Below are 22,932 nucleotides of genomic sequence, written 5' to 3'. Positions count from 1 at the left end.
GGCGGTCGCCCTTCGCGGCGGAGGGTACTGCTCCCGATACCGAACCGGCCGTGTCGGGAGGCAACCCCCCTCACCGGTCGCCCGCCCGGCGGCGGGCCGACTCCTGCCGGCGTCCTTTGCTCTGCTTCAACGGAGGCAACAGCCGATGTCCGTTTATCGGACACGTGGTGTTGCGTGGATTGAAGCAGAGCAAAGGCAACAGAACAGGGTCCGTCGGCCCGTCGGCCCGTCGCGGCCGTCCGTCGTCCGGGGGCACTACCATGGGTACGCCGTCAGCGCCGCCCGTGCAGGAAGCGCAGGGCGTTGGTGGATCGGAGCTTGTCGCGCTGGGCGTCGGTGAGGAAGTCGGCCGCGTCGACGACCGCACCGGCCGGGCGCTCCCCCAGCGGGTACGGGTAGTCGCTGCCGACCAGCACCCGGTCCTCCCCCATCGTGTCGACCAGCAGCCGCAGCGCGGGCGGCGCGAAGACCACCGAGTCGACGCTGAACCGGTCGACGTAACTGCTGGGCGGGGCGACGGACGCGCCCCGAACCAGGTCACCACGTCGGTGCCAGGCGTTGTCGGCGCGGCCGAGCCAGAACGGGAAGCTGCCGCCGCCGTGCGCGAAGCAGATCCGCAGCGTCTCGGGCACCCGGTCGAAGACGCCGCCCAGGATCATCGCCAGCACCGACAGGTGCGTCTCGGCGGGCATCCCGGTGAGCCACCGGGCCATCCAGCGGTTCAGACGCGGGCCGTCCGGCATGTCCCACGGGTGGACGAAGACGGGCGCACCCACCTCGGCACAGTGCTGGAGGAAGGTGACCACCCCGGCGTCGTCCAGATCCCGGTCGCCGACGTGGTTGCCGATCTCCACGCCCACGTGCCCGGCGGCCAGGCTGCGGTCCAGCTCGGCGCAGGCGGCGTCCGGGTCCTGCAGGGGCACCTGACAGAACGGCACCAGCCGGTCGCCGCCAGCCGCGGTGATCTCCAGGGTCAGGTCGTTGAAGATCCGGGCGACCTTCACGGCCTGGTCGGCCGGACGGTCGTAGCTGAAGAAGACGGGCGTCGGCGAGATCACCTGCACGGCGACACCGTCGGCGTCCATGTCGGCCAGTCGGCGGGACGCGTCCCAGCACTCGGCGCCGACCGGACGGAACTCCGTCTCCCCCACCATGATCATGGCGGCGCGCTCGGAGTCGACCCGCAACCAGGGCCAGCCGGACCCGCCGCACGCCGCGCCGAGGTCCGGCCACCCCTTCGGTACGACGTGCGTGTGCACGTCGACGACACCAGCGGGCATCAGCCCTTGCCCGGGTGCAGAGTGCCGCAGTTGGCGCAGGTGCGTGCCGCCTCATCTGCGTAGAATGCCTGGAACACCGGCGGCAGGTCGGCCGCGATGTCGCGGACCTGCAACTCCACCTCGTGCACCTGGTTTCCGCACTCGGGGCAGTACCACTGGAACGTCTCCAGCGTGCCCTCCTCGCGGACCCGCTCGACGACCACACCGATCGAGCCGGCCTCCGGTCGCTGCGGCGAGTGCGGGGTGTTGCGCGGCAGCATCCACATCTGACCCTCGCGCACGTGCACCGTACGCGGACCCTCGGGGGTCATCAGGTTGATGTGCATGTTGCCCTTGACCTGGTAGAAGAACTCCTCGTACGGGTCCACGTGGAAGTCGGTGCGCTGGTTGGGCCCGCCCACCACCATCACGATGAAGTCGTCCCCGCCGGGGAACATCTCCTTGTTGCCCACCGGCGGCTTCAGCAGGTGCTGGTTCTCCGCGATCCAGCCCGGAAAGCTGAACGGCTCGGCGATCTCACTCACGACTGACCTCCCGAGGGAAGAAGGGCCACGGCCTGGATCTCGATGAGCAGGTGCGGGTGCGGCAACTGGTGCACCGCCACCGTGGTGCGGGTCGGTCCGGACGCGTCGAAGAACTCCGCCCACACCTCGTTGTAACCACCGAAGTCGTTCATGTTGACCAGGTACGTGGTCACCTGGACGAGGTCGGTGAGGTCCGCGCCGACCGAGCGCAGCAGATCGCCGATGTTCTCGATCACAGCCCGCGTCTGCACCCGGATGTCGAGGTTCGTCGTGCCGAACGCGTCGACCTCGACACCGGCGAAGCTGTTGTCCGGCCGCCGCGACGACGTACCGGAGATGAATACGAACCCACCCGCGACCTTGACGTGCGGAAAAGCCCCCCGCGGCACGGCCTTCCCGGCCACCACCCGGGCGGTCACGACGACGCCCGCAGCGAAGCCGTGCCGAGTTTCTCGACGACGGCGCGGACATGGGCACCGGGACGCAGCGGCACCGCGGCGGTGGCGGCACCGGCCAGGAAGACCCAGCCGGACTGCAACCGCACCCCGTGTCGGCCGGCCAGCCGGATGCCCTCGTCGAGCGCCCGGCGCGGATCGCCGAGGATCGCCGCCGTCGAGCCGACCTGGGCCACCCGCCCGTCGACCTCCAGCAGCACGCCCAGGTTGTCGAGGCCCGACGGCACCGGCGACCACGGCCCGACCACGAACGCGGCGGCCGAGGTGTTGTCGGCGATCACGTCCGGCAGCGAGAAGCGGAAATCCGCGTACCGGGAGTCGATCAGCTCGATGGCCGGGGCGACCGCGCGGACCGCCGTGGCGAAGTCGCCGACCGGCTCGCCCGGCTCCGGCAGCCGGTCCAGCAGGAACGCCACCTCCGGCTCGACCCGGGGATGGATGTACGCGGCCGGGTCCACGGAACCGCCGTCGGGCACCCGCATCGCGTCGGTGAGCCGCCCCCAGATCACCTCGTCCACGCCGACCTGGGCCATCTTCGCCCTGCTGGTCAGCCCCATCTTCAGCCCGACCAGCCGCTCGCCGCGTTCCAGCCGGCGCTGCACCAGCGCGGCCTGCACGCCGTACGCGGTGTCCACGTCAAGACCGGTCTCGGCGGCGAGCTGACCGATCGCGGTGGCCGTGTCGGCCGCCGCGCCCAGCTTGTCGGCGATCCCGGTGATGTCCACGCCGATCATGACTGCTGCTCCTTGCCGGCCAGGTCGAGTGCCACGTCGACGATCATGTCCTCCTGGCCGCCGACCATCCGACGGCGGCCCAGCTCGACCAGGATCGACCGGACGTCGACGCCGTAGCGGTCCGAGGCCCGCTCGGCGTGCCGCAGGAAGCTGGAGTAGACGCCCGCGTACCCCAGGGAGAGCGTTTCCCGGTCGACCTGGACCGGCCGGTCCTGCAACGGGCGGACGATGTCGTCGGCGGCGTCCATCAGCGCGAACACGTCGCAGCCGTGCTTCCAGCCGTGCAGCTCGGCGACCGCCACGAAAACCTCCAGCGGCGCGTTGCCGGCGCCCGCGCCCATGCCGGCGAGGGAGGCGTCGACGCGCACGGTCCGGCCGGACGGCGAGCCGAGCGGCCCGGCGCCGAGGATGCGGCCGTGCTCGACGGCGAGCACGCTGTTGGCCACCCCGAGCGACAGGTTGTGGTGGGCGTGGATGCCGATCTGCGTCTCCGGGTCGAGGACCTGCCGGTACGCGTCGACCCGCTGCGCCACGTCGGACATCAGCAGCCGGCCGCCGGAGTCGGTGACGTAGACGCAGTGCGCCCCGTACGACTCCATGAGCTTGGCCTGCCCGGCGAGCCCAGCAGGGTCGTTCATGTGCGACATCATCAGGAACCCGGCCACGTCCATGCCGTTCTCCCGAGCCCAGGAGATGTGCTGGGCGGAGATGTCCGCCTCGGTGCAGTGCGTGGCGATGCGGACGCTCGTCACGCCGAGCGCCTTCGCCGCCCGAAGGTCCGCGATCGTGCCGATGCCGGGCAGCAGCAGGGTGGTGAGCTTCGCGTTCGTCATCACCTCGGCGGCGGCGGAGATCCACTCGGCGTCGCTGGCCGCGCCGTGGCCGTAGTTCACGCTCGACCCGGCGAGCCCGTCGCCGTGCGCCACCTCGATGGCGGCCACCCCGGCGGCGTCCAGGGCGGCGGCGATGGTGCGCACCTGCTCGACGGTGTACCGGTGGGCGATGGCGTGCATGCCGTCGCGCAGCGTCACGTCCTGGATGTACAGGTCGGTCATGGCGCGGCCACCTCCGAAGGACGCCTGGCGACCAGCCGCTCCGCGGTGCGCAGCGCGGCGGAGGTCATGATGTCCAGGTTCCCGGCGTACGCCGGCAGGTAGTGGCCCGCCCCGGACACCTCCAGGTAGACCGACACCTGCAACGCGGTGAGCTGCCGCCCGAGCGTCGGCACGTACGCCTCGACGCGGTCGAACTGCACGTCCTGCTTGAGCCGGTAGCCGGGGACGTACTCCTGGACCGTCGCCACCATGTCCGCCACCGAGGCGGCGATGGCGGCGGTGTCGGCGTCGACGTCCGGGCAGAGGCAGTAGACGGTGTCGCGCATGAGCAGCGGCGGGTCCGCCGGGTTCAGCACGATGATCGCCTTGCCCCGCTCCGCCCCGCCGACCACCTCGATGGCGCGAGCGGTGGTCTCGGTGAACTCGTCGATGTTGGCCCGGGTGCCCGGCCCGGCGGACTTCGACGCGATCGACGCGACGATCTCCCCGTACGCCACCGGGGTGATCCGGCGGACGGCGGCGACGATCGGCACGGTGGCCTGCCCGCCGCAGGTCACCATGTTGACGTTCGGTTCGTGCAGGTGCTCGTCGAGGTTGACCGGCGGCACCACGTACGGGCCGAGCGCGGCCGGGGTCAGGTCGACCACCGTCCGGCCGTGCGCGCGCAGCACCTCGTCGTGGCGCCGGTGCGCCCCCGCCGAGGTGGCGTCGAAGACCAGCTCGACGTCGGCGAACTCGGGCATTGCGACCAGCCCGTCCACTCCGTCGGCGGTGGTGGCGACGCCGAGCCGGCGAGCGCGCGCCAGGCCGTCGGAGGCCGGGTCGATGCCGGCCATCGCCACCATCCGCAGGCTGTCGCTCAGCCGCAACACTTTGATCATCAGGTCGGTGCCGATGTTTCCCGATCCCAGCACCGCCACGTCAGTGGTCACTGGCCGCCCCTGTCGCTGAAGGATGTCCGTACCGAGCCGAGCCCGGAGATCCGGGCCTCGTACGCGGCGCCCGGGGTGACCGGCACCATCGGGCCGAGCGCCCCGGAGAGCACCACGTCCCCGGCGCGCAGCGGGTCACCGGCGCGGGCGAGGGTGCTCGCCAGCCAGTGCAGGGCGTGCAGCGGGTTGCCCAGGCAGGCCGCGCCCGCGCCCACCGAGACCGGCTCACCGGCGTGCTCCAGCACCATTCCGCACAGCCGCAGGTCGACGTCGGCGAGGCGGCGTGGCGTGGTGCCGAGCACGAAGAGCCCGCTGGAGGCGTTGTCGGCGACGGTGTCCACGATGGAGATGTCCCAGCCGGCGATCCGCGAGTCGACGATCTCGATCGCCGGCAGCACGTGGTCGACGGCGCGGATCAGGTCGACGGTCGTGATCTGCGGATCCGCGAGATCCTTGTCGAGCACGAACGCGATCTCCGCCTCGACCCGCGGCTGGAGCAGCCGGTCGATCGGCACCTCGACCCCGTCGCCGACCGCCATCGCGTCGGTAAGCATCCCGAAGTCCGGCTGGAAGACCCCGAAGGTCTCCTGCACCGCCCGGGAGGTCAGCCCGATCTTCGCGCCGACCCGGCGTTCGCCGCGGCCCTGCCAGGCCCGCGCCTGGAGCTGCTGCACGCGGTACGCGGACTCGACGTCGCCCTCCGGCAGCAGCCGCCCGCGCAGCGGCGGGCACGGCTTGCCGGTGCTGCGGGCCTCGGCCAGCTCCCGGTTGGCGGCCTCGATGTCGGCTTCCATGCCCGCTCCCTCGCTACGGCTCACGACAGGTCCACGCAGACGTTGGTGAGTTCGGAGTAGAAGTTCAACGAGTGCACGCCGCCCTCGCGGCCGATGCCGGACGCCTTCACCCCACCGAACGGCGTGCGCAGGTCGCGCAGGAACCAGGTGTTGACCCAGACGATGCCGGCGTCCAGCCGGACCCCGGCCCGGTGCGCGACACCCACGTCCCGGGTCCACACGGTCGCCGCCAGGCCGTACTCGGTGCCGTTGGCCAGGGCGTACGCCTCGTCCTCGGTGTCGAACGGCGCCACGTGCACGACCGGGCCGAAGATCTCCTCGCGATTGGTGCGGGCATCCGGGCCGAGCCCGGCGAGCACGGTCGGCTGCACGTACGACCCGCCGTCACGGGCGTCGCCGAAGGTGGGCGTGCCGCCGCCGGTGAGCACCTCGGCGCCCTCGGCGCGGGCCAGCTCGTACGCGCCGAGCACCTTCGCCCGGTGCTGCGGGGAGATGAGCGGCATGGTGGCGGTGGCCTCGTCGGTCGGCCAGCCGTACGCCAGCTCGCCGGCCCGCTTCGCCAGCCGGGCGGTGAACTCCTCGAAGACCGGGCGCTGCACGTAGATGCGCTCGGTGCACAGGCACACCTGCCCGCCGTTGGTGAAGCTGGAGCGCATCGAGCCGGCCACCGCCGCGTCCAGGTCGGCGTCGGCGAAGACCAGGCCGGCGTTCTTGCCGCCCAGCTCGAAGCTCACCGCCTTCACGCCGTCGGCGGCGGCCCGCATGATCGCGCCGCCGGTGGTCGACTCGCCGGTGAAGGTGATCGCGTCGACGCCCGGGTGGCGGGTGAGGAACTCGCCGGCCGAGTCCGGTCCGAAGCCGTGCACCAGGTTGAACACCCCGTCCGGTACGCCGGCGGCGGCCATCACCTCGGCGAGCAGCGTCGCCGAGGCGGGCGTCTCCTCGCTGGGCTTGACCACGACGGCGTTGCCGCAGGCGAGCGCCGGGGCGACCTTCCAGGTGAGCAGCAGCAGCGGCAGGTTCCACGGCACGATGACCGCGACCACGCCGACCGGCTTGCGCACGGCGTAGTTCAGCGCCCGGCCGCCGGTCGGGGTGACAGTGGTGAACGACTCGGTGGGCGCGGTCGCCACGATCTCCGCGAACGCCCGGAAGTTCGCCGCGCCGCGCGGGATGTCCAGCGTGCGGGCCTGGGCGATGGACTTGCCGGTGTCCGCGACCTCGGCGGTGACCAGATCGTCGAAGCGACGTTCCAGCTCGTCCGCGACGCGGCGCAGCACCTCGGCGCGTTCCCGCTCCCCCATCCGGCCCCACGGCCCGCGCAGCGCCGCGCGGGCGGCGGCCACCGCGTCGTCCACCGTGGACCGTGCCGCCTCGACCACCTCGAAGACCGGCTCGCCGGTCACCGGGCTGACCTTGGTGAACGTCGACCCGCCGTCGACGAACTCGCCGCCCACGAAGTTGCGCAGCCGCTGGGGGCCACGTGGCGCGTGGCCGGCCATCAGTCGCGGATCCCAGGTGCCCGTCATGCCCGCCTCCCTCGGCTCAGTGCAGCGCCGATCGCGCCGACCAGCAGCAGCGCGGCCCCACCCGCGACCGCGCCGAGCACCCGGTGCTGCCGGCGGACCCGGCGGCGCACCTCGGCGTACGGGGTGGTGGAGAAGGACACCAGCTCGTACTGGGAAACGTACCGGCCGGGCAGTGCCCGTTCCAGTGCGTGCTCCACCCGCCGCCGGGTCTGGAACACCGGCGAGGCGACCTTGTCGCGCATCTCCACGAAGTTGGTCAGGGCCATCTGCGCGATCGCCTCGGCGTTCTCCTGCCGGCGGCGCTGGAACAGCGGCAACGCCGCCGACCACTCGTCGGCACACTCGTCGAGGCAGCGGTCCAGCTCGACGACGTCCTCGAAGGCGCAGTTGGCGCCCTGGCCGTAGAACGGCACGATGGCGTGGGCCGCGTCGCCGAGCAGGCAGACAGTCCCGTTGACCTGCCAGGGAGCGCTACGCACCGTGCCGAGCACGCCCACCGGGTTGTGCTGGTAGTCGTCGACCAGGTTCGGGGCCAGCGGGACCACGTCCGGGTAGTGCTCGGTGAAGTGCCGTTCGATCTGGGCCGGGCTGGTCAGCGACGCGAAGCTGCCGTCGCCGTCGTTGGGCCAGAACAGCGTGCAGGTGAAGGACCGGTCCGGGTTCGGCAGCGCGATCATCATCGAGGTGCCCCGCGGCCAGATGTGCAGCGCGTCCGGATCCAGGGCGAAGTCGCCGCCCAGCGGCGGAATCGTCAGCTCCTTGTAGCCGTAGTCGAGGAAGTCCACGCTCTCGCGCAGCAGCCCGTACGCCAGCAGTTGTCCGCGTACCGCGGAGCCGGCGCCATCGGCGCCCAACACGACCGACGCCTTCGCGCCAACCGTGCCCTGCGGGGTGTCGAAGCTCAGGGTGCCGTCGGCCGGATCGAGCCCGACGAGCCGGTGGTCGAAGACGATCCGGACCCCGGGCAGCGCGGCGGCCGCGTCCAGCAGGGCGTTGTTGAGTGCGCCCCGGCTGATCGAGTTGATCGCCCGGTCACCGGCCGCGCTGTACGACTGGAACTGCGGCTGCCCCTCGACCGGGTGGATCATCCGGCCGCGCATCGGCAGCGCGTCGGTCATCACCTGCTCGGCCAGGCCGATCCGGCGCAGCGCGTCCAACCCGCGCTCGGAGAGCGCCAGGTTGATCGAGCGTCCCCGCTCGGCCGCGCCGGCACGCGGGTCCGGCCGACGCTCGTAGAGGGCGACCGGGTAGCCACGCCGGGCCAGGAAGCAGGCGGCCAGGCAGCCCGCCAGGCCGGCGCCGATGATCGCGATCTCGTCGCGCCGCTTCGTCACGGGGTCACCGGCCCGACGGTGGCGGCGAGTGCGGCGGCGGCCCGCCAACAGTCGAGGTACGTGGAGTAGAGCGGCACCGGGGCGAAGCGGACGATGTCCGGCTCCCGGGCGTCGGCGATGACGCCGTGCTCGTGCCGCAGCCGCTTGGTCAGCTCGGCGGCGTTGCCGGCGCCGACGCGTACCGACAGCTGGCAACCCCGGCGGGCCGGATCGCGCGGGGTGACCACGCGCAGCGGCCGGTCGGCGGTGACCTCGTCGAGGAGTGACTCCAGCCAGCCGGTGAGTCGGAGGCTGCGCGCGCGCAGCGCCGGCATGCCGACCGCGTCGAACAGCTCCAGCGAGGTCCGCACCGGGCCCATCGCGAAGATCGGGGGGTTGGAGATCTGCCAGGCCTCCACGGTGGACGGCGGCCGGGACACCGGCGTCATCTCGAACCGGGTCGCCGCCGCAGTGCTCCACCAACCCTCGAAGCGCGGCAGGTCGGGATCGCCGAGGTGCCGCTCGTGCACGAAGACGCCGGCCAGCGCGCCCGGCCCCGAGTTCAGGTACTTGTAGGAGCACCAGGCGGCGAAGTCGACGTCCCAGTCGTGCAGGGCGAGCGGCACGTTGCCCACGGCGTGCGCCAGGTCCCAGCCGACCACCGCGCCGGCCGCCCGACCGGCCGCCGTGATCGCCGGGATGTCCAGCAGCTCGCCGGTGAGGTAGTTGACCCCGCCCAGCAGCACCAGTGCCACCCGGTCACCCTCGGCGGCCAGGTAGCCGGTGACGTCCTCGGTGCGCAGCGCGTCCTCGCCGGGACGCGGGCGCAGCCGGACCACCGTGTCGTCCGGGTCCAGCCCGTGGAAGCGGGCCTGGCTGCGCACCGCGTAGCTGTCCGAGGGGAACGCGCTGTCCTCGATGACGATGCGGGTGCGGTCGCCGGCCGGGCGGTAGAAGCTGACCATCAGCAGGTGCAGGTTGACCGTGAGCGAGTTCATCACCACGGCCTCCGCGGGCCGGGCGCCGACCAGTCGGGCGGCCGGGCCCGTCAACAGCTCGTGGTACGGCAGCCAGGCGCGTTCCGCCTCCAGGTGCCCCTCGACGCCGAGCCGCCCCCAGGCGTCCAGGTCGGCGAGGAGTTCGTCGCGGGTGGCCCGGGGTTGCAGGCCGAGCGAGTTGCCGGCGAGGTACGCCGACTCGGGGTGGTCGCCGCCGTCGGCGGGCGGCACGTGGAAGAGGTGTCGGTGGCCCGGGTCGGCCTGGTCGAGGCGGTGTGCCTCGCTCTCTGGGGTGTGCATGTCTCGCTCTCCGGTCACATCGCGGTGCGGGCCGACCACAGCTCCGGGAAGACCACCCGGGCCATGCTGCGCTGCAACCACGCCAGCCCGGCGGAGCCGCCGCTGCCGACCTTGGCGCCCATTGTCCGCTGTACCGCCTTGACGTGGTTCCACCGCCAGTCGCCGAACTCCTCGGCGACGCCGCTCAGGGCCTCGCCGAGCAGCCGCAGGTGGTTGTCCGGGCCGCCGTCGGCGTAGATCCGCACCCAGGCCGCCTCGACCTCCGGCTGCGGGTCGTGCTCGACCGCCACGTCCCGGTTCAACAGATCGGCGGGGAGGTCGAAGCCGCGCCGGGCCAGCAGCGCGACCACGTCGTCCCAGAGACTCGGGGCGGCCAGCGCGGCGCTGAGCGCGGCGTGCACCTCGCTCTGCCTGCGGAACGGCCGGATCAGCGCCGGGTCGCGCAGCCCGAGCAGGAACTCGAGGTGCCGGTACATCGCGGACTGGAAGCCGGAGCCCTCGCCGAGCAGGTTGCGGAACCGGTTGAAGTCGGCCGGGGTCATCCAGCGCAGGCCCTGCCAGGCGGCGTTGAGCCCTTCCAGGTGCAGGGTGGCGCGGCGCAGCGGGGCCAGCGCGTCCCAGATCCGGTCGGCGCGCAACAGACGCTGGGTCTCCCGCAGCTCGTGGCAGGTCAGCCCGAAGTACAGCTCCATGATCTGGCTGACCATGAGGAAGGACATCTCGCCGGGGTCGTCGCTGAGGGGCTGCTGCAACTGGTGCAGGGCGGTGGCCCGCACGTACGCGTCGTAGGGCACCAGCTCGGCGAACTCCAGCGTCGGCTCGCCGCCGTTGCGCGCGGCGCGGGCTGCCCGCTGGCGCGGGGTCACCGGTCGTACCGTGGCGACGCGGTTCGGCGCCCGCCAATCCGTCTGATCCACCAGTCGTCTCCCTTCCCCCGAAGCTGCCGACGCCATGATCTCGCGGCTGGATCGGCCTGCGGAATGCCGGATCAACGGCACTTGTCGGCCTGACCTGACGAACCGAAGGCAGCTGGGCGAGTTCGGTTCACGAAAGTAAGGTTCGAGCGTGGACGACATGGACTGGGCGCTGCTGCGCGAGTTGCAGGCCGACGCCCGGCTCTCCTTCAGTGAGTTGTCCCGCCGGGTGCACCTGTCCCCACCAGCGGTCGCCGAGCGGGTCCGCCGGCTGGAGGAGGCCGGGGTGATCACCGGCTACCACGCCCACGTGGACCTGACCCGGGCCGGCCGTACGGTGGTCGCCCTGATCCGGATGTCCTGTTACGGCGCGCGGTGCATCCTGCACGACCCGGAGGTGTCCGGCTGGCCGGAGATTCTCCAGATCCACCGGATCACCGGCGACGCGTGCAGCATGCTCAAGGTGGCCGCCGGCTCGATCGGCGACTTCGAGGCGGTCATCGACCGGCTCGCCCCGTACGGGCAGCCGTCGAGCACCATGGTCCTGTCGTCCCCGCTGGACTGGCAGCCGATCACCCCGCTCCCGCCCGCCGGTGCCAGCTCCCGCCGCCGCTGACCCTGCCCGCCCGCTGGTTTGCCTCCGGGCCAACGGGAACTCAGCCCGCGTGCCCAGGGGAGGGTTCCGGCGGTCGTCGCCGGTTGGGGGGAAATCATGCAGGGACTTCGCACGATCAACCGCGCACTCTCGTCCGCACTGGCACTGGTGGGGCTCATCGGGGCGTTCGTCCTGTTGTCGGTCGCACCGGCGCGTGCCGGTGAGAACACCTTCGTCGAGGTGACGCCGAACAGCGTCCCGGCGGGCAGCCGGGTCACGATCCGCGCGAGCTGCGACAACAACAACAGCAACAATCGACAGGCCACCGTGCAGTCCGACGCGTTCGGGCGCGTGGTGCTCAGACCGGACAACGGCTTCCTCAAGGGGGAGGTCACCGTTCCGGGCAACAAGGAACCCGGTGACTACCAGGTCGACCTGCGGTGCCAGAACAACCAGACGGCCCAGACGATGCTGACCGTGCTGAACATGGCCTCGCCCAGCAAGGGGCCGGCGACGGGGGGCGGCGGCACCGCGGGCGGCCGGGGCATCGGATCGATCCTGGTCGTCGGCGGCGTGGCAGTGGTGGCCGCCGCGGTCGCGCTCGGCATGGTGGGCGGTCGGCGTCGGACCGGAGCCGGCTCCTGAGCCGGACCTGCCATGACCCGCAGATCCGCGCGTGCGCGGTCGGACCACCGTGCCCGCCTCCGGGCCGCAGCGGCCCTGCGCGCCTCCGGACGGCTGGTGGCCCGGGTCTCGGTTCGGCTGCGCCGGGTCGCCGGACAGGCGGTGTCCGCCAGCGTCGCCACCACTGATCCGGACGCCCGCCCGCTGCCGCCGAGCCGTCCCGCCGGGTCGCCGCTGCTCCGGCGTCGGCTCGGCACCGGGCCGGGACTGCCGGTCCTGGCCGTGGCCACGCTGATGGTGCTGATCGTGGCGATGCTCGGCGTCGAGCAGGTGACCGGGGTGAGTCTGCTGCCGGACCGGATCAGCGCCGGCCTGCGGCCGCCGCCGAAGAAGTTCCCCGTGCTGCCGGCCAGCCGCCCGACCGCTCTCTCGATCAGCAAGATCGACCTGCGGGCTCCGCTGCACGACGTGGGCCTCGCCCCGGACGGCACCATCGCCGTGCCCGACGTGGGCCGCGCCCAGGAGGCCGGCTGGTACGACCAGGGCCCCACCCCCGGCCAGTACGGGCCGGCGGTGATCGTCGGACACGTGGACACCACCACCGGCCCGGCCGTCTTTCACCAGCTCCGGGAACTGCGCGCGGGAGACCAAATCGAGGTCACCCGCTCCGACGGCCGGGTCGCGGTCTTCGAGGTGGACTCGATGGAGCGGTTCGACAAGGACCGACTGCCGGTGGACGAGGTGTACGGCGACTTCAGCCGCCCCAGCCTGCGGCTGATCACCTGCGGCGGCCGGTGGGTGGGCGGCGAGAGGGGCTACTCGGACAACCTGGTGGTCTTCGCCTCGCTGGTCAAGGCCCGTGGTGGTTGATCGCCGGCGCCGGCGTCGAGGTACTCGGCGAGCCGGGCGGCCCCGGTGAGCATGGCCCGACCGCGCTCGGTGAGCCGTCGGCGCCACTGGCCGAGCGACGCGGCGAGCGGTTCGGCGCCACCGGCGTCGCGTACCCGTCGCAGCACGTCGGCGATGTGGTCGAGCCGATACCCGCCCCGGCGCAGCAGGTGGGCGAGTTCCGCGTCCCGGACGTCGTCGGGCGAGTAGACGCGGTGGCGGGTCACCCGGTCGCGCTCCGGCCGCAGAATTCCGGCCGCCTCCCACTTGCGAAGGGTCGCGGGTCGTACGCCGAGCCGGTGTGCGAGCACGCTGATCGGCACGGCTCTCCGGCCCTGCGGCGCGGGCTCCCTCGCGGTGAGAGTGGTGACCGCCGCCTCGACCGCGTCCAGGGTCTCCCGATCGCGTTGCAGCAGCGCGTGACCGCTGTCGATCGTGCGCAACGCCACGTCGATCTCGCCCCGGTTGACGGCGCGCATGATGTCGCCGCTGGCCGCGTGACCGTGACCAACGATGAGCGCGAGGTAGGCGCTCAGTGCTGTGGCGTGCACCTCGGTGAACCGGCGGTACCCGGTCGCGGTGCGCTCGGCAGGTGGCAGCACGCCGTCCCGTTCGTAGTTACGGACGGCCTGCGCCGACAGTCCGTGCCGGCGCGCGAGATCGACCGGTCGGCGTACCCCGGGCTTTGAGGGTTTTGTGGTTGTCACCCGCGCTCCATCGCTCTGAAGTCTCCACCGCTGGTGCAACGATACGGTTGATGCAATGACCACCCTTGTTGACCTGCTTGCCGGCTCCCCCACGCTGCTCGCGCTCGGCGAGCCGACGCACGGTGAATCCGCGTTCCTCCAGATCCGCAACGACGCCTTCCTGACGCTGGCCGAGCACGGCTACCGGTCGATCGCCCTGGAGAGCGACCGGGCCGCGGGACTGCTCGCCGACGCGTTCGTGCAGGGCGCGGCCGTGCCGCTCGACCGCGCGCTCGCCGAGGGGTTCAGCCACGGGTTCGGCGCCGCGCCGGCCAACCGTGACCTGCTGCTGCGGATGCGCGAGTGGAACGACGGACGGCCCGCCGCCGAGCGCCTGAGATTTCATGGCTTCGACGCCCCGCTGGAGATCGAGGGCGCCCCGAGCCCGCGGCGTCACCTGCTGCGGGTGTGCGAATTCCTCGACCTCGACCGGTCGGTCGAGATCGACGACCTCGTCGGGGACGAGGCCCAATGGAGCGACACGGCCGCGATCTGGGAGCCGGGCCGGTCGGTCGGACGCTCGTCCGACGCCCAGCGACTGCGGGTGCTCGCCGACGACCTGCTGACCGAGTTGTACCTGCGGGCGCACCGACGGCCCGAGGGCTGGCCTGCGGCATTCGTCCACGCCACGTCGGCGGTCGCGGTGCTGCGCTACCACGCGGCGGCCGCGGCGCCACTGGTCCAGGAGGAACGCTTCGCCCACCTGGCCGCGGTCCGGGACGCGCTGATGGCCGAGAACCTGCTCGCGATCCGGGCGGTCGAGGCACACCGTGGACCCACGCTGGTCTTCGCGCACAACACGCACCTCCAGCGCCACCCGAGCACGATGACGGTGGGCGCGACGGAGGTGTCGTGGGCCGGTGCCGGCGCGATCGTCGGAGCGTTGCTGGGCGAGCGGTACGCGGTGATCGTCGGCAGCCTCGGCGCGAGCCCCGCGCTCGGCATCGACGTGCCTGCCGCGTCGACCTACGAGGGCAGGCTCCAGCAGAAGCTCACCCTCCCCGGGTACGTCCGGGCGGCCGAGATCGGGCCGGCCGAGCGGCGAGCGCACGACTACCGCTACTTCCCGCTGGACCAGGCCACCATCGACCACGCCGACGCGGTGCTGCACATCCCGACCGGCGTCGACGCGACCGTGCTCGCCGACCGGATCCGCGCGCTGCCCGACGTCGAGCAGGTGATGGCGAGCGAGGAGGACGGATCACCCGAGGGCGCCTGGGGCGACCGGTTCTTCTACGTCGGCCCGGACCGCCGCCAGCCGTTCGCCACCATCGTCGAGCACGACGTGCCCGGCTTCGACGAAGCCGCGCAGCTGGACCGCCCCGGCGTCTTCCGCCTCAACCTGGACCTGGGCCGGGCCGAGTTCGAGAGGATGTTCGGCTTCCCACCGAAGGCGTTCGAGGAGCACCGGGACGCCTTCGACTTCGCCCGGCTGGACACGGTCACGCCGCACCCGGGGTACGCGCTGTACGGCTTCGCCAGCATCGTGATGCCGGGGCCGCAGATGCTGCCCGAGATCGACCGGCTGTTGACCGTCGCGCACACCCGGGCGGTCGACCGGCACGAGCGCGCGACCCGCCGAGCGGCCGCGCAGCAGGACTGAGCCCGACCGGCGGTTCCGCGCCGCCGGGCAGGTCAGGCGGACGCTTCGGGCTCGCGCAGACTGGTCAGGCGGCCGCTTCGGGCTCGCGCAGGTCGAGCCAGTCGGCCCAGCGCGGGTCCGGAGCGCGGTGCCCGAGGACCCGCCAGGCGGTGCCCTTCGGCGCGGTCGGCAGGGCGTGCAGCCGCCAGCCCAGCTCCGCCGGGGTCTTGTCGCCCTTGGTGTGGTTGCACCGGGCGCACGCGGCGACCACGTTCTCCCAGGCGTGCCGCCCACCCCGGCTGCGCGGGAAGACGTGGTCGATGGTCTCGGCCGGCCCTCGGCAGTAGGCGCACCGCCAGCCGTCCCGGGCGAAGATCGCTCGGCGGGACAGCCCGACGTGGGTGCGGTAGGGCACCCGGACGAAGCGGGTCAGACGGACCACCGACGGCACGGGCAGCGCGTCGCGGGCGCTGTGCAGGATGCCGTCACCGTCGGCGACGCAGACGGCCTTGGCGGAGAGGACGAGGATCGCGGCGCGTCGCACCGACACGACACACAGGGGCTCGTAGGTGGCGTTGAGGACCAGCGCGCCGGAGCCCACCGTGGGTCGTATGTCAGGCATCGCGCTCACCCTCCCGGTTCAGCGGCTGCTGCGAACCGCCGCCGACCGGAGTTGGGCACGAGGGCCCGCACCGTCGACGCCCGCTCGATCACCGACGTCCGTTGCGCCAATAGTCCCTGATCGGACCCCGGATTGCACGTACTAATCCGGGGTCGGACGTGAAGCTCTTTCCCGCACTTGTCACGATGGCCGGTTCGCCCCGGTCCGACCCGGCGCTCGGGCGCATCTCACCCGGCCGGTGGGTCGGCGGCGGCCGGTCCGGGGCGTTGCGGTACGAAGACAGGGTGAGTGCCGCCAGCGAAACGCCCCTTGCCCTGTCCGACGCCGTGTCGGTGAACTGTCAGGGCAGCACCTCCTGCGAGACGATCTACCGGATCACCGGGTCGGCCTGGTTCGCCGAGGGCAGCTACTGGATCCTGCTCAAGCCGCTGCGGGTGCTGTTGATAGTGGCGCTGGCGATGGTGGCCCGCTGGGCGCTGCACCGGACGATCGACCGACTGGTCCGGACGACCACCAACGGCGCCGTGCCGACCATGCTGCGGCCGCTGCGCGAGCGGGTGCCCACGGCCGCGGTAGACCCGGCCGAGTTCGTGCCGGAGCGCCGCCGGCAACGGGCCGAGGCGATCGGCTCGGTGCTGCGCAGCCTGACCACCGCGTTCGTCTTCGGCATCGCGCTGCTGATGATCCTGCGCGAGTTCAGCTTCGACCTCGCCCCGCTGCTGGCCAGCGCCGGGATCGCCGGCGTCGCCCTGGGCTTCGGCGCGCAGAGCCTGGTCAAGGACCTGATCGCCGGGCTCTTCATGCTGATCGAGGACCAGTACGGCGTGGGCGACAACGTCGACCTGGGCGAGGCGACAGGTGTCGTGGAGTCGGTCGGGCTGCGGGTCACCACGGTCCGCGACGGACGCGGCGTGCTCTGGTACATCCGCAACGGCGAGATCATCCGGGTGGGCAACAAGAGCCAGGGCTGGGCGCTGGTGGTCGTGGACCTGCCGATTGGCTTCAGCGGTACGGAGGATGCCAGCGCCGTGCTGCGGACGGCCGCCGCCTCGGTGGCGCTGGACCCGGAGCTGTCGCCGGAGATCGTGGAGGCCCCGGAGGTGCTGGGTGTCGAGCAGATGACGGTGGATGGCGCCGTGATCCGTACGGTGGTGAAGACGACGGCCGACGGCCAGTTCGCGGTGAGCCGGGAGCTGCGCCGCAGGCTGGCGGAGGCGCTGGAGAACTCGGGGATCACCGCGCAGATCGCCGCCGCCCGCATCTATCCCGGTGTGTCGAGCCGGCCGTTGCCGGAGGGTGAGACCGGCCAGGGCGGCGCCACCTGACACCGGCGAGACTGGCCGGCAATACAGGGGTCGCCAGCCGCCCGGCCCCTGGAGTATCGTCCGTTCGTTCAGTCGGGGATGCGACGAACGATCCGTTCGCCCTAGCTAGTTGTCAGACGATCGGGCAGAATCCGGAGCACGCGTTCCCGCCGGAGCGTGGTCACATCCTCGCTGATCCGTAGATCTGACGAGTGTTCCCGGCCCGGCCGCCACGAGCTGCCGTTCCGGGGGCCGATGGAGGCGACGGTGCCCGACGAGCGACCTTCCGCGGAAGGCCCGGCCACTTTTCGCGAAGTGTTCGCCCAGCGCGAGTTCCGGGCCGTCTTCGCGGCCGGGGCTCTCTCCTGGGTCGGTGACTACGTCGCCAAGGCCGCCGTGACCCTCCTCGTCTACCAGCAGACCAGGTCCGTCGCGCTCTCCGCCGCCGCGTTCGCGGTCAGCTACCTGCCGTGGCTGCTGGGTGGCCCGCTGCTCGCCGCCCTGGCCGAGCGGCACCCGTACCGCAGGGTGATGGTGGCGTGTGACGTCATCCGGATGGCGCTGATGCTGCTCATCGCCCTCCCCGACCTGCCCGTTCCGGCGCTGCTGGTGCTCATCTTCGCGGCCACGCTCGCCAACCCGCCGAGCCAGGCCGCGAAGTCCGCGCTGATGCCGCAGATCCTCGCCGGGGACCGGCTGGTGGTCGGGTTGTCGCTGAACGCCAGCATCGGGCAGGCGGCCCAGGTCGTCGGCTACCTGCTCGGCGCCGCCGTCGCCTCCATCGACCCGACGGTCGCGCTGCTGTTCAACGCGGTCACGTTCGGCCTCTCGGCGCTGCTGGTCCGCGTCGGCGTGCGGAACCGGCCAGCGACGATGACCAGCGCGCACCGCTCTCACCTGCTCCGGGAGACCGCCCAGGGGTTCCAGATCGTGTTCGGCACGCCGGTGCTGCGGGCCATCGCGGTGCTGGTGTTCAGCGCGCTGCTGTTCTCGATCGTTCCGGAGGGGCTGGCCGCGGCCTGGGCCAACAAGGGCTCCTCCGGCGGCATGGCCCCGGGCACCGCGCAAGCGGTGATCATGGTCGCCAACCCGGTGGGCTACGTTCTGGGTGGGCTGCTGGTGAGCCGGCTGTTCGGCCCGACCCGCCGACTGGCCCTGATGCGGCCCCTCGCGGTGTTCTCCCCGCTGGTGCTGGTGCCGGCGCTGTTCGACCCTCCACCGCTGGTGGTGGCGTTGCTGGCCGCCCTGTGCGGGTTCGCGGTCGCCGGGATGATGCCGATGGCCAACGGGCTCTTCGTCCAGGCGCTGCCGGACGGATTCCGGGCCCGCGCGTTCGGCGTGATGGCCACCGGCGTCCAGGTCATCCAGGGTCTCGCGGTGCTGGTCACCGGGCTGCTCGCCGAGCGGTTCTCCATTCCGGTGGTGGTGGGGGTCTGGAGCGCCGCCGGGGTGCTGCTGATGACGATCGCCGCCCTGCGCTGGCCGGGCAAGCAGACGGTGGACGACGCCATCGCCAAGGCCGCCGCGGCCAACGCCGAGCCGACCCCCGATCCGGGCGGCACCATCGCCGACGGCACGCCGGCGGGCACCGACCTCCGGCCCGCGGACGGCCACCGCCGGCACGCGGTCACCTGATCCACCGCGTGAGCCGGCGCACGGCCTCCGGGTCGGGTCGGCGGCCGACGCACCTGGCAGGATGGAACGGTGAACCCCGCAGGTGAATCCGACCGTAACGATGCGTCGATGACCCTCTTCGAAGCGGTCGGCGGCGAACCCACCTTCCGCCGGCTGGTGGACGAGTTCTACGCCGGCGTCGCCACCGATCCCCTGCTGCGACCCATGTACCCGGAGGAGGACCTGGGCCCGGCGGCCGACCGGTTCACCCTGTTCCTGATGCAGTACTGGGGCGGGCCGAACACGTACTCCGCACAACGCGGGCACCCGCGGCTGCGCATGCGGCACGCGCCGTTCCGGATCGGCGGGGCCGAGCGGGACGCCTGGCTGCGGCACATGCGCCAGGCGGTGGACCGGCTCGACCTGGAGCCGCAGCTCGCCGTCGCTCTCTGGGACTATCTGGAGCGGGCCGCGTACTTCATGGTCAACGTGATGGAGGACCCGGCCGAGGGCGCCTGACGGCGCGTTCCGGCACGGACGCCGCGGGGCGCCTCAGAGCAGGGCGCCCTCGTCGTGCAGCCAGTCCACGAAGCTGGCGGCCACCGCCGCGCCGCAGTCGAGCATCTCGACCAGCAGCGCGTCGTGGGTGCCGGCGCCCAGCGGCACCTGCAACTCGGCGTAGATCGGCAGCTGCCCGCGCTCGGTCGGGTCGCCGATGTACGCCTTGCAGAAGCGGCGGGTGTGGTTCCACTCGTTGACCACCCGGTAGGCCCGGTCGGCCCAGTCCGGCGGAACCGTGGCGTGCGGGCGGGCCCGCATCACCAGGATCTCGTCCTCGGGGCCTTCGAGGGTCACCAGCACGGCGTGCCGCTCCCACATGGCCAGCAGGTTGCCGTCGCCGTCGGCCAGGTAGCGCACGTCGAGCAGGTCGAGTGCGTCACAGACGCGGCGCAGGCTCACCGGCTCGATGGTCGCCGGCATCTCGGTCAGTACGGGCCGGTCGCTGCCCGGGCAGTCGTCCCCCGGCTGGCGAGGGCTCGGCGGGCCGACCCGGACCGCGCTCTCCACTGTGATCCCGCTTCGGGTTTCCGGATCGCCGCCGTCGGCGGGACCGGGGCGCCATGACCACCACGGCATCGCTCGTCGCACCTCACTCCCCAGCGGATCCAGCCGCCTACGGTGCGTTGGATCCGAGGATGGACGGTACCCGGACAGCCGGGTTGAAGCATCCCCCCAACGGCCGCCCCGGCCCAGAAGAATGAGCAGGGGTCATCCGTTCGGACGAGTGGCGATCGGCGTCACGGCAAGATCGGTGGCCTTCTGCAACCAGGCCGCTCCGTATGGTCCCACCAGGCCCACCCAACGGCCCGCCACCCGCACCTGGACCTCGGAGCGCGCGCCAGGACCGGCCGGATCGTCGATCGCGCCGAGGAAGCCCATCCGGACCAGCCCCTGCACCAGCCGCTGCGGCACCTCGACGGCAGGGCCCGGCGGATCGTCCGGCGTGACCAGCACGGCCACGTGGTCGAGCAGCGCGTCGCGCAACGCGCGCTGACCCACCGCGCGGCCCGCCACCCCCTGCTCGCTCGCGGTGCGCAGGGTGCCCGCCGCCGCGTCGGCGATCCGCCGCAGCTCGACGACGGGCAGCACCTCCACCGGCTCGCTGCGCGCCGGTGGCAGCGGCCAGCGCCACTGCGCGTCGCGGCGGGCCGGCAACGTCGCGCCACCGCGTTCCAGCTCGGCCAGCAGGTCGGCGGCACCCACCGTGACGTCTCCGGCGGCCCCACCGGCGACCGTCCGGGCCACCAGCACCTGCCAGGGCAGCCGGGCGAACAGGGCGACCCGGCCGGGAGCGCCGGCCGGCCGCAGCCGGACCGGCGCCGCCGGGTCCAGCCGGACCAGCCGGGCCAGGAAGGCACCCGCGTCGGCCACGCCGGTCACGCCGTGCCCGGACGGCGACGCCGCCACCCGGTCCGGGCCGGCGGTGCCGGGCAGCGTCACGCCCCGCCGCCCTGCGGGGCGTACGTGAGCAGGAAATCCCGCTCCTCGGGCGTGATCCGCCGGGGCACCTGGCGGGTCAGGTCGAACGGCACCAGCACCGAGCGGGCACGGCTGGCCAGCACCTCGCCGTCGTACAGCTCGTACGCGACGGTGAACCGTGAAGCCTTGATCTCCTCCACCCACAGCTCGATGCGGACGGTGGGCGCGGCCTCCGCGGTGGCCCGACCCAGCGCGTAGTCGACCGGGCGCAGGTAGTCGACCTCGTGCCGGCGGATCACCACGCCGTCGGCGAACGAGCCCACTCCCCAGGCCCGGCCGCCGGCGAACATCAACGCCACCCGCGCCTCCTCGTAGAGCGTGAGGAAGCGCGAGTTGTTGACGTGGCCGTACGCGTCCAGGTCGGACCAGCGCAGCGTGCAGTGGTAGACGAACCGGTCGGACATCAGTCGCGGGTCAGCTTGCGGTAGGTCACCCGGTGCGGCCGGGCGGCCTCCGCGCCGAGGCGGTCGATCTTGTTCTTCTCGTACGCCTCGAAGTTGCCCTCGAACCAGAACCACCTGGCCGGGTCCTGGTCGTCACCCTCCCAGGCCAGGATGTGCGTGGCGACCCGGTCCAGGAACATCCGGTCGTGGGAGATGACCACGGCGCAGCCGGGGAACTCCAGCAGGGCGTTCTCCAGGCTGGAGAGCGTCTCCACGTCGAGGTCGTTGGTCGGCTCGTCGAGCAGGATGACGTTGCCGCCGATCTTCAGGGTCAGCGCCAGGTTGAGCCGGTTGCGCTCACCGCCGGAGAGCACCTTGGTCGGCTTCTGCTGGTCCGGTCCCTTGAAGCCGAACGCGGCGATGTACGCCCGCGAGGGCATCTCGACCTTGCCCACCATCAGGTAGTCCAGCCCGTCGGAGACGACCTCCCAGACGGTCTTGTCACCGTCGAGGCCCTGCCGGTTCTGGTCGACGTACGACAGCGAGACGGTGGGGCCGACCCGGACCTCGCCGCCGGTCGGCTCCTCGAACCCGACGATGGTCTTGAACAGGGTCGTCTTGCCGACGCCGTTGGGGCCGATGATGCCGACGATGCCGTTGCGGGGCAGCGAGAACGACAGGTTGTCGATCAGCAGCCGGTCGCCGAAGCCCTTGCTGAGGCCGTTCGCCTCGATCACCGTGCTGCCCAGGCGCGGGCCCGGCGGGATCTGGATCTCCTCGAAGTCCAGCTTGCGGGTCTTCTCCGCCTCGTTGGCCATCTCGTCGTACCGGTCCAGGCGGGCCTTGGACTTGGTCTGCCGGGCCTTGGCGTTGGAGCGGACCCACTCCAGCTCCTCGGTGAGGCGCTTCTTCATCTTGGCGTCGCGGCGGCCCTCGACGGCCAGCCGGGCGGCCTTCTTCTCCAGGTAGGTGGAGTAGTTGCCCTCGTACCCGATGGCCCGGCCGCGGTCCAGCTCCAGGATCCAACCGGCCACCTTGTCCAGGAAGTACCGGTCGTGGGTGATCGCCATGACGGTGCCCGCGTACTTGGCCAGGTGCTGCTCCAGCCAGGAGACGCTCTCCGCGTCCAGGTGGTTGGTGGGCTCGTCGAGCAGCAGCAGGTCGGGCGCCTCCAGCAGCAGCTTGCAGAGCGCGACGCGGCGGCGCTCGCCACCGGAGAGCTGGGTCACGTCGGCGTCCGGCGGCGGGCAGCGCAGCGCGTCCATGGCCAGTTCGAGCTTGGAGTCGATGTCCCACGCGTCGGCGTGGTCCAGCTCCTCCTGGAGCTTGCCCATCTCCTCCATCAGCTCGTCGGAGTAGTCCGTCGCCATCTGCTCGGCGATCTTGTTGAACCGCTCCAGCTTGGCCTTGGTCTCGGCGACCGCCTCCTCGACGTTGCCGAGCACGGTCTTGGCGTCGTTGAGCGGGGGCTCCTGGGCGAGCATGCCGACGGTGTAGCCGGGCATCAGCCGGGCCTCGCCGTTGCTCGGCTTGTCCAGCCCTGCCATGATCTTGAGGAGGCTGGACTTACCGGCGCCGTTCGGGCCGACCACACCGATCTTGGCCCCCGGCAGGAAGCTCAGCGTCACGTTGTCGAGCACGACCTTGTCGCCGTGCGCCTTGCGCGCCTTTTCCAGGACGTAGATGTACTGGGCCACGGTGCGGGC

The 22,932-nt window shown here is 72.2% G+C and carries 24 protein-coding genes; 7 read left to right on the top strand and 17 right to left on the bottom strand.

What is annotated here, in order from left to right:
- Window positions 1-272: 272 nt before the first annotated feature.
- Genes ACFYPR_RS05450 through ACFYPR_RS05400 form a run of 11 tightly spaced genes read right to left on the bottom strand, consistent with a single transcriptional unit; the run spans window position 273 to window position 10,867 of the window.
- Complete coding sequence (locus ACFYPR_RS05450) at window positions 273-1,280, bottom strand: amidohydrolase family protein (protein ID WP_355066189.1); 1,008 nt, start codon at window positions 1,278-1,280, stop codon at window positions 273-275.
- Complete coding sequence (locus tag ACFYPR_RS05445) at window positions 1,280-1,804, bottom strand: 3-hydroxyanthranilate 3,4-dioxygenase (protein WP_354860585.1); 525 nt, start codon at window positions 1,802-1,804, stop codon at window positions 1,280-1,282. The genes ACFYPR_RS05450 and ACFYPR_RS05445 overlap by 1 nt, the downstream gene beginning before the upstream one ends.
- Window positions 1,801-2,223, bottom strand: coding sequence for a RidA family protein (locus tag ACFYPR_RS05440; protein WP_355066187.1), 423 nt, complete (start codon window positions 2,221-2,223; stop codon window positions 1,801-1,803). The genes ACFYPR_RS05445 and ACFYPR_RS05440 overlap by 4 nt, the downstream gene beginning before the upstream one ends.
- Window positions 2,220-2,993 (bottom strand): fumarylacetoacetate hydrolase family protein, encoded by a 774-nt coding sequence (locus ACFYPR_RS05435; RefSeq protein ID WP_355066185.1) that lies wholly within the window; start codon window positions 2,991-2,993, stop codon window positions 2,220-2,222. The genes ACFYPR_RS05440 and ACFYPR_RS05435 overlap by 4 nt, the downstream gene beginning before the upstream one ends.
- On the bottom strand, window positions 2,990-4,048 hold the full coding sequence (dmpG, locus tag ACFYPR_RS05430) for a 4-hydroxy-2-oxovalerate aldolase (protein ID WP_355066183.1): 1,059 nt from the start codon (window positions 4,046-4,048) through the stop codon (window positions 2,990-2,992). The genes ACFYPR_RS05435 and dmpG overlap by 4 nt, the downstream gene beginning before the upstream one ends.
- On the bottom strand, window positions 4,045-4,980 hold the full coding sequence (locus ACFYPR_RS05425; protein WP_387258663.1) for an acetaldehyde dehydrogenase (acetylating): 936 nt from the start codon (window positions 4,978-4,980) through the stop codon (window positions 4,045-4,047). Before ACFYPR_RS05425 ends, dmpG begins: the two co-directional genes overlap by 4 nt.
- Window positions 4,977-5,774 (bottom strand): fumarylacetoacetate hydrolase family protein, encoded by a 798-nt coding sequence (locus tag ACFYPR_RS05420; protein WP_355066179.1) that lies wholly within the window; start codon window positions 5,772-5,774, stop codon window positions 4,977-4,979. Before ACFYPR_RS05420 ends, ACFYPR_RS05425 begins: the two co-directional genes overlap by 4 nt.
- Window positions 5,775-5,794: 20 nt before the next feature.
- A complete protein-coding gene (locus ACFYPR_RS05415; RefSeq protein WP_387258704.1) occupies window positions 5,795-7,276 on the bottom strand; it encodes a 2-hydroxymuconic semialdehyde dehydrogenase in 1,482 nt (493 codons plus the stop codon).
- A 23-nt stretch (window positions 7,277-7,299) separates the two neighbouring features.
- Window positions 7,300-8,637: an NAD(P)/FAD-dependent oxidoreductase gene (locus ACFYPR_RS05410; RefSeq protein ID WP_354860594.1), complete on the bottom strand. Its 1,338-nt coding sequence runs from the start codon at window positions 8,635-8,637 to the stop codon at window positions 7,300-7,302.
- Window positions 8,634-9,914 (bottom strand): kynureninase, encoded by a 1,281-nt coding sequence (gene kynU, locus ACFYPR_RS05405; RefSeq protein WP_387258661.1) that lies wholly within the window; start codon window positions 9,912-9,914, stop codon window positions 8,634-8,636. Before kynU ends, ACFYPR_RS05410 begins: the two co-directional genes overlap by 4 nt.
- A gap of 14 nt (window positions 9,915-9,928) precedes the next feature.
- Window positions 9,929-10,867 carry a tryptophan 2,3-dioxygenase gene (locus tag ACFYPR_RS05400; protein ID WP_387258659.1) on the bottom strand — a complete coding sequence of 313 codons (939 nt, stop codon included), beginning with the start codon at window positions 10,865-10,867 and terminating at the stop codon, window positions 9,929-9,931.
- 112 nt (window positions 10,868-10,979) lie between these two features.
- On the opposite strand from ACFYPR_RS05400, the gene ACFYPR_RS05395 reads away from it, so the two are divergent.
- From ACFYPR_RS05395 to ACFYPR_RS05385, 3 genes are all read left to right on the top strand, one after another.
- Window positions 10,980-11,444 carry an Lrp/AsnC family transcriptional regulator gene (locus tag ACFYPR_RS05395; RefSeq protein ID WP_354860599.1) on the top strand — a complete coding sequence of 155 codons (465 nt, stop codon included), beginning with the start codon at window positions 10,980-10,982 and terminating at the stop codon, window positions 11,442-11,444.
- A gap of 96 nt (window positions 11,445-11,540) precedes the next feature.
- A complete protein-coding gene (locus ACFYPR_RS05390; RefSeq protein ID WP_354860600.1) occupies window positions 11,541-12,068 on the top strand; it encodes a hypothetical protein in 528 nt (175 codons plus the stop codon).
- A gap of 75 nt (window positions 12,069-12,143) precedes the next feature.
- Entirely contained in the window at window positions 12,144-12,917 is a 774-nt protein-coding gene (locus ACFYPR_RS05385; RefSeq protein WP_354860612.1) for a class F sortase, read from the top strand.
- Here the strand turns inward: ACFYPR_RS05385 and ACFYPR_RS05380 are convergent.
- Window positions 12,863-13,642, bottom strand: a complete 780-nt coding sequence (locus ACFYPR_RS05380) for a TioE family transcriptional regulator (protein WP_387258657.1) — start codon at window positions 13,640-13,642, stop codon at window positions 12,863-12,865. The two genes, ACFYPR_RS05385 and ACFYPR_RS05380, sit on opposite strands and share 55 nt — an antisense overlap.
- Window positions 13,643-13,697: 55 nt before the next feature.
- On the opposite strand from ACFYPR_RS05380, the gene ACFYPR_RS05375 reads away from it, so the two are divergent.
- Entirely contained in the window at window positions 13,698-15,284 is a 1,587-nt protein-coding gene (locus ACFYPR_RS05375; RefSeq protein ID WP_387258655.1) for a DUF6194 family protein, read from the top strand.
- A 64-nt stretch (window positions 15,285-15,348) separates the two neighbouring features.
- Here the strand turns inward: ACFYPR_RS05375 and ACFYPR_RS05370 are convergent, their stop codons facing one another.
- Window positions 15,349-15,885, bottom strand: a complete 537-nt coding sequence (locus ACFYPR_RS05370) for an HNH endonuclease (protein ID WP_354860605.1) — start codon at window positions 15,883-15,885, stop codon at window positions 15,349-15,351.
- Between the two features lie 284 nt (window positions 15,886-16,169).
- Between ACFYPR_RS05370 and ACFYPR_RS05365 the strand changes: the two genes are divergently transcribed.
- The 3 genes from ACFYPR_RS05365 to ACFYPR_RS05355 all read left to right on the top strand — a co-directional run bounded on the left by ACFYPR_RS05365 (window position 16,170) and on the right by ACFYPR_RS05355 (window position 19,322).
- A complete protein-coding gene (locus ACFYPR_RS05365; RefSeq protein ID WP_387258654.1) occupies window positions 16,170-17,210 on the top strand; it encodes a mechanosensitive ion channel family protein in 1,041 nt (346 codons plus the stop codon).
- Between the two features lie 234 nt (window positions 17,211-17,444).
- Window positions 17,445-18,824 (top strand): MFS transporter, encoded by a 1,380-nt coding sequence (locus ACFYPR_RS05360; RefSeq protein ID WP_387258652.1) that lies wholly within the window; start codon window positions 17,445-17,447, stop codon window positions 18,822-18,824.
- A gap of 108 nt (window positions 18,825-18,932) precedes the next feature.
- Window positions 18,933-19,322 carry a globin gene (locus ACFYPR_RS05355; RefSeq protein WP_354860608.1) on the top strand — a complete coding sequence of 130 codons (390 nt, stop codon included), beginning with the start codon at window positions 18,933-18,935 and terminating at the stop codon, window positions 19,320-19,322.
- A gap of 33 nt (window positions 19,323-19,355) precedes the next feature.
- Here the strand turns inward: ACFYPR_RS05355 and ACFYPR_RS05350 are convergent, their stop codons facing one another.
- From ACFYPR_RS05350 to ettA, 4 genes are all read right to left on the bottom strand, one after another.
- Window positions 19,356-19,940, bottom strand: a complete 585-nt coding sequence (locus ACFYPR_RS05350; RefSeq protein ID WP_234582140.1) for a YbjN domain-containing protein — start codon at window positions 19,938-19,940, stop codon at window positions 19,356-19,358.
- 132 nt (window positions 19,941-20,072) lie between these two features.
- Window positions 20,073-20,804 carry a hypothetical protein gene (locus ACFYPR_RS05345; protein WP_387258650.1) on the bottom strand — a complete coding sequence of 244 codons (732 nt, stop codon included), beginning with the start codon at window positions 20,802-20,804 and terminating at the stop codon, window positions 20,073-20,075.
- Window positions 20,801-21,247, bottom strand: coding sequence for a thioesterase family protein (locus tag ACFYPR_RS05340; protein ID WP_354858814.1), 447 nt, complete (start codon window positions 21,245-21,247; stop codon window positions 20,801-20,803). Before ACFYPR_RS05340 ends, ACFYPR_RS05345 begins: the two co-directional genes overlap by 4 nt.
- The gene (ettA, locus tag ACFYPR_RS05335; RefSeq protein WP_387258648.1) at window positions 21,247-22,923 is read right to left on the bottom strand and encodes an energy-dependent translational throttle protein EttA; all 1,677 of its coding nucleotides are present in this window, start codon (window positions 22,921-22,923) and stop codon (window positions 21,247-21,249) included. The genes ACFYPR_RS05340 and ettA overlap by 1 nt, the downstream gene beginning before the upstream one ends.
- Window positions 22,924-22,932 lie beyond the last annotated feature (9 nt).

This window comes from Micromonospora sp. NPDC005254 (assembly GCF_042872525.1).
In the GTDB taxonomy this organism is placed as follows: Bacteria; Actinomycetota; Actinomycetes; order Mycobacteriales; family Micromonosporaceae; genus Micromonospora.
This window is presented reverse-complemented; position numbering and strand designations above follow the sequence as displayed.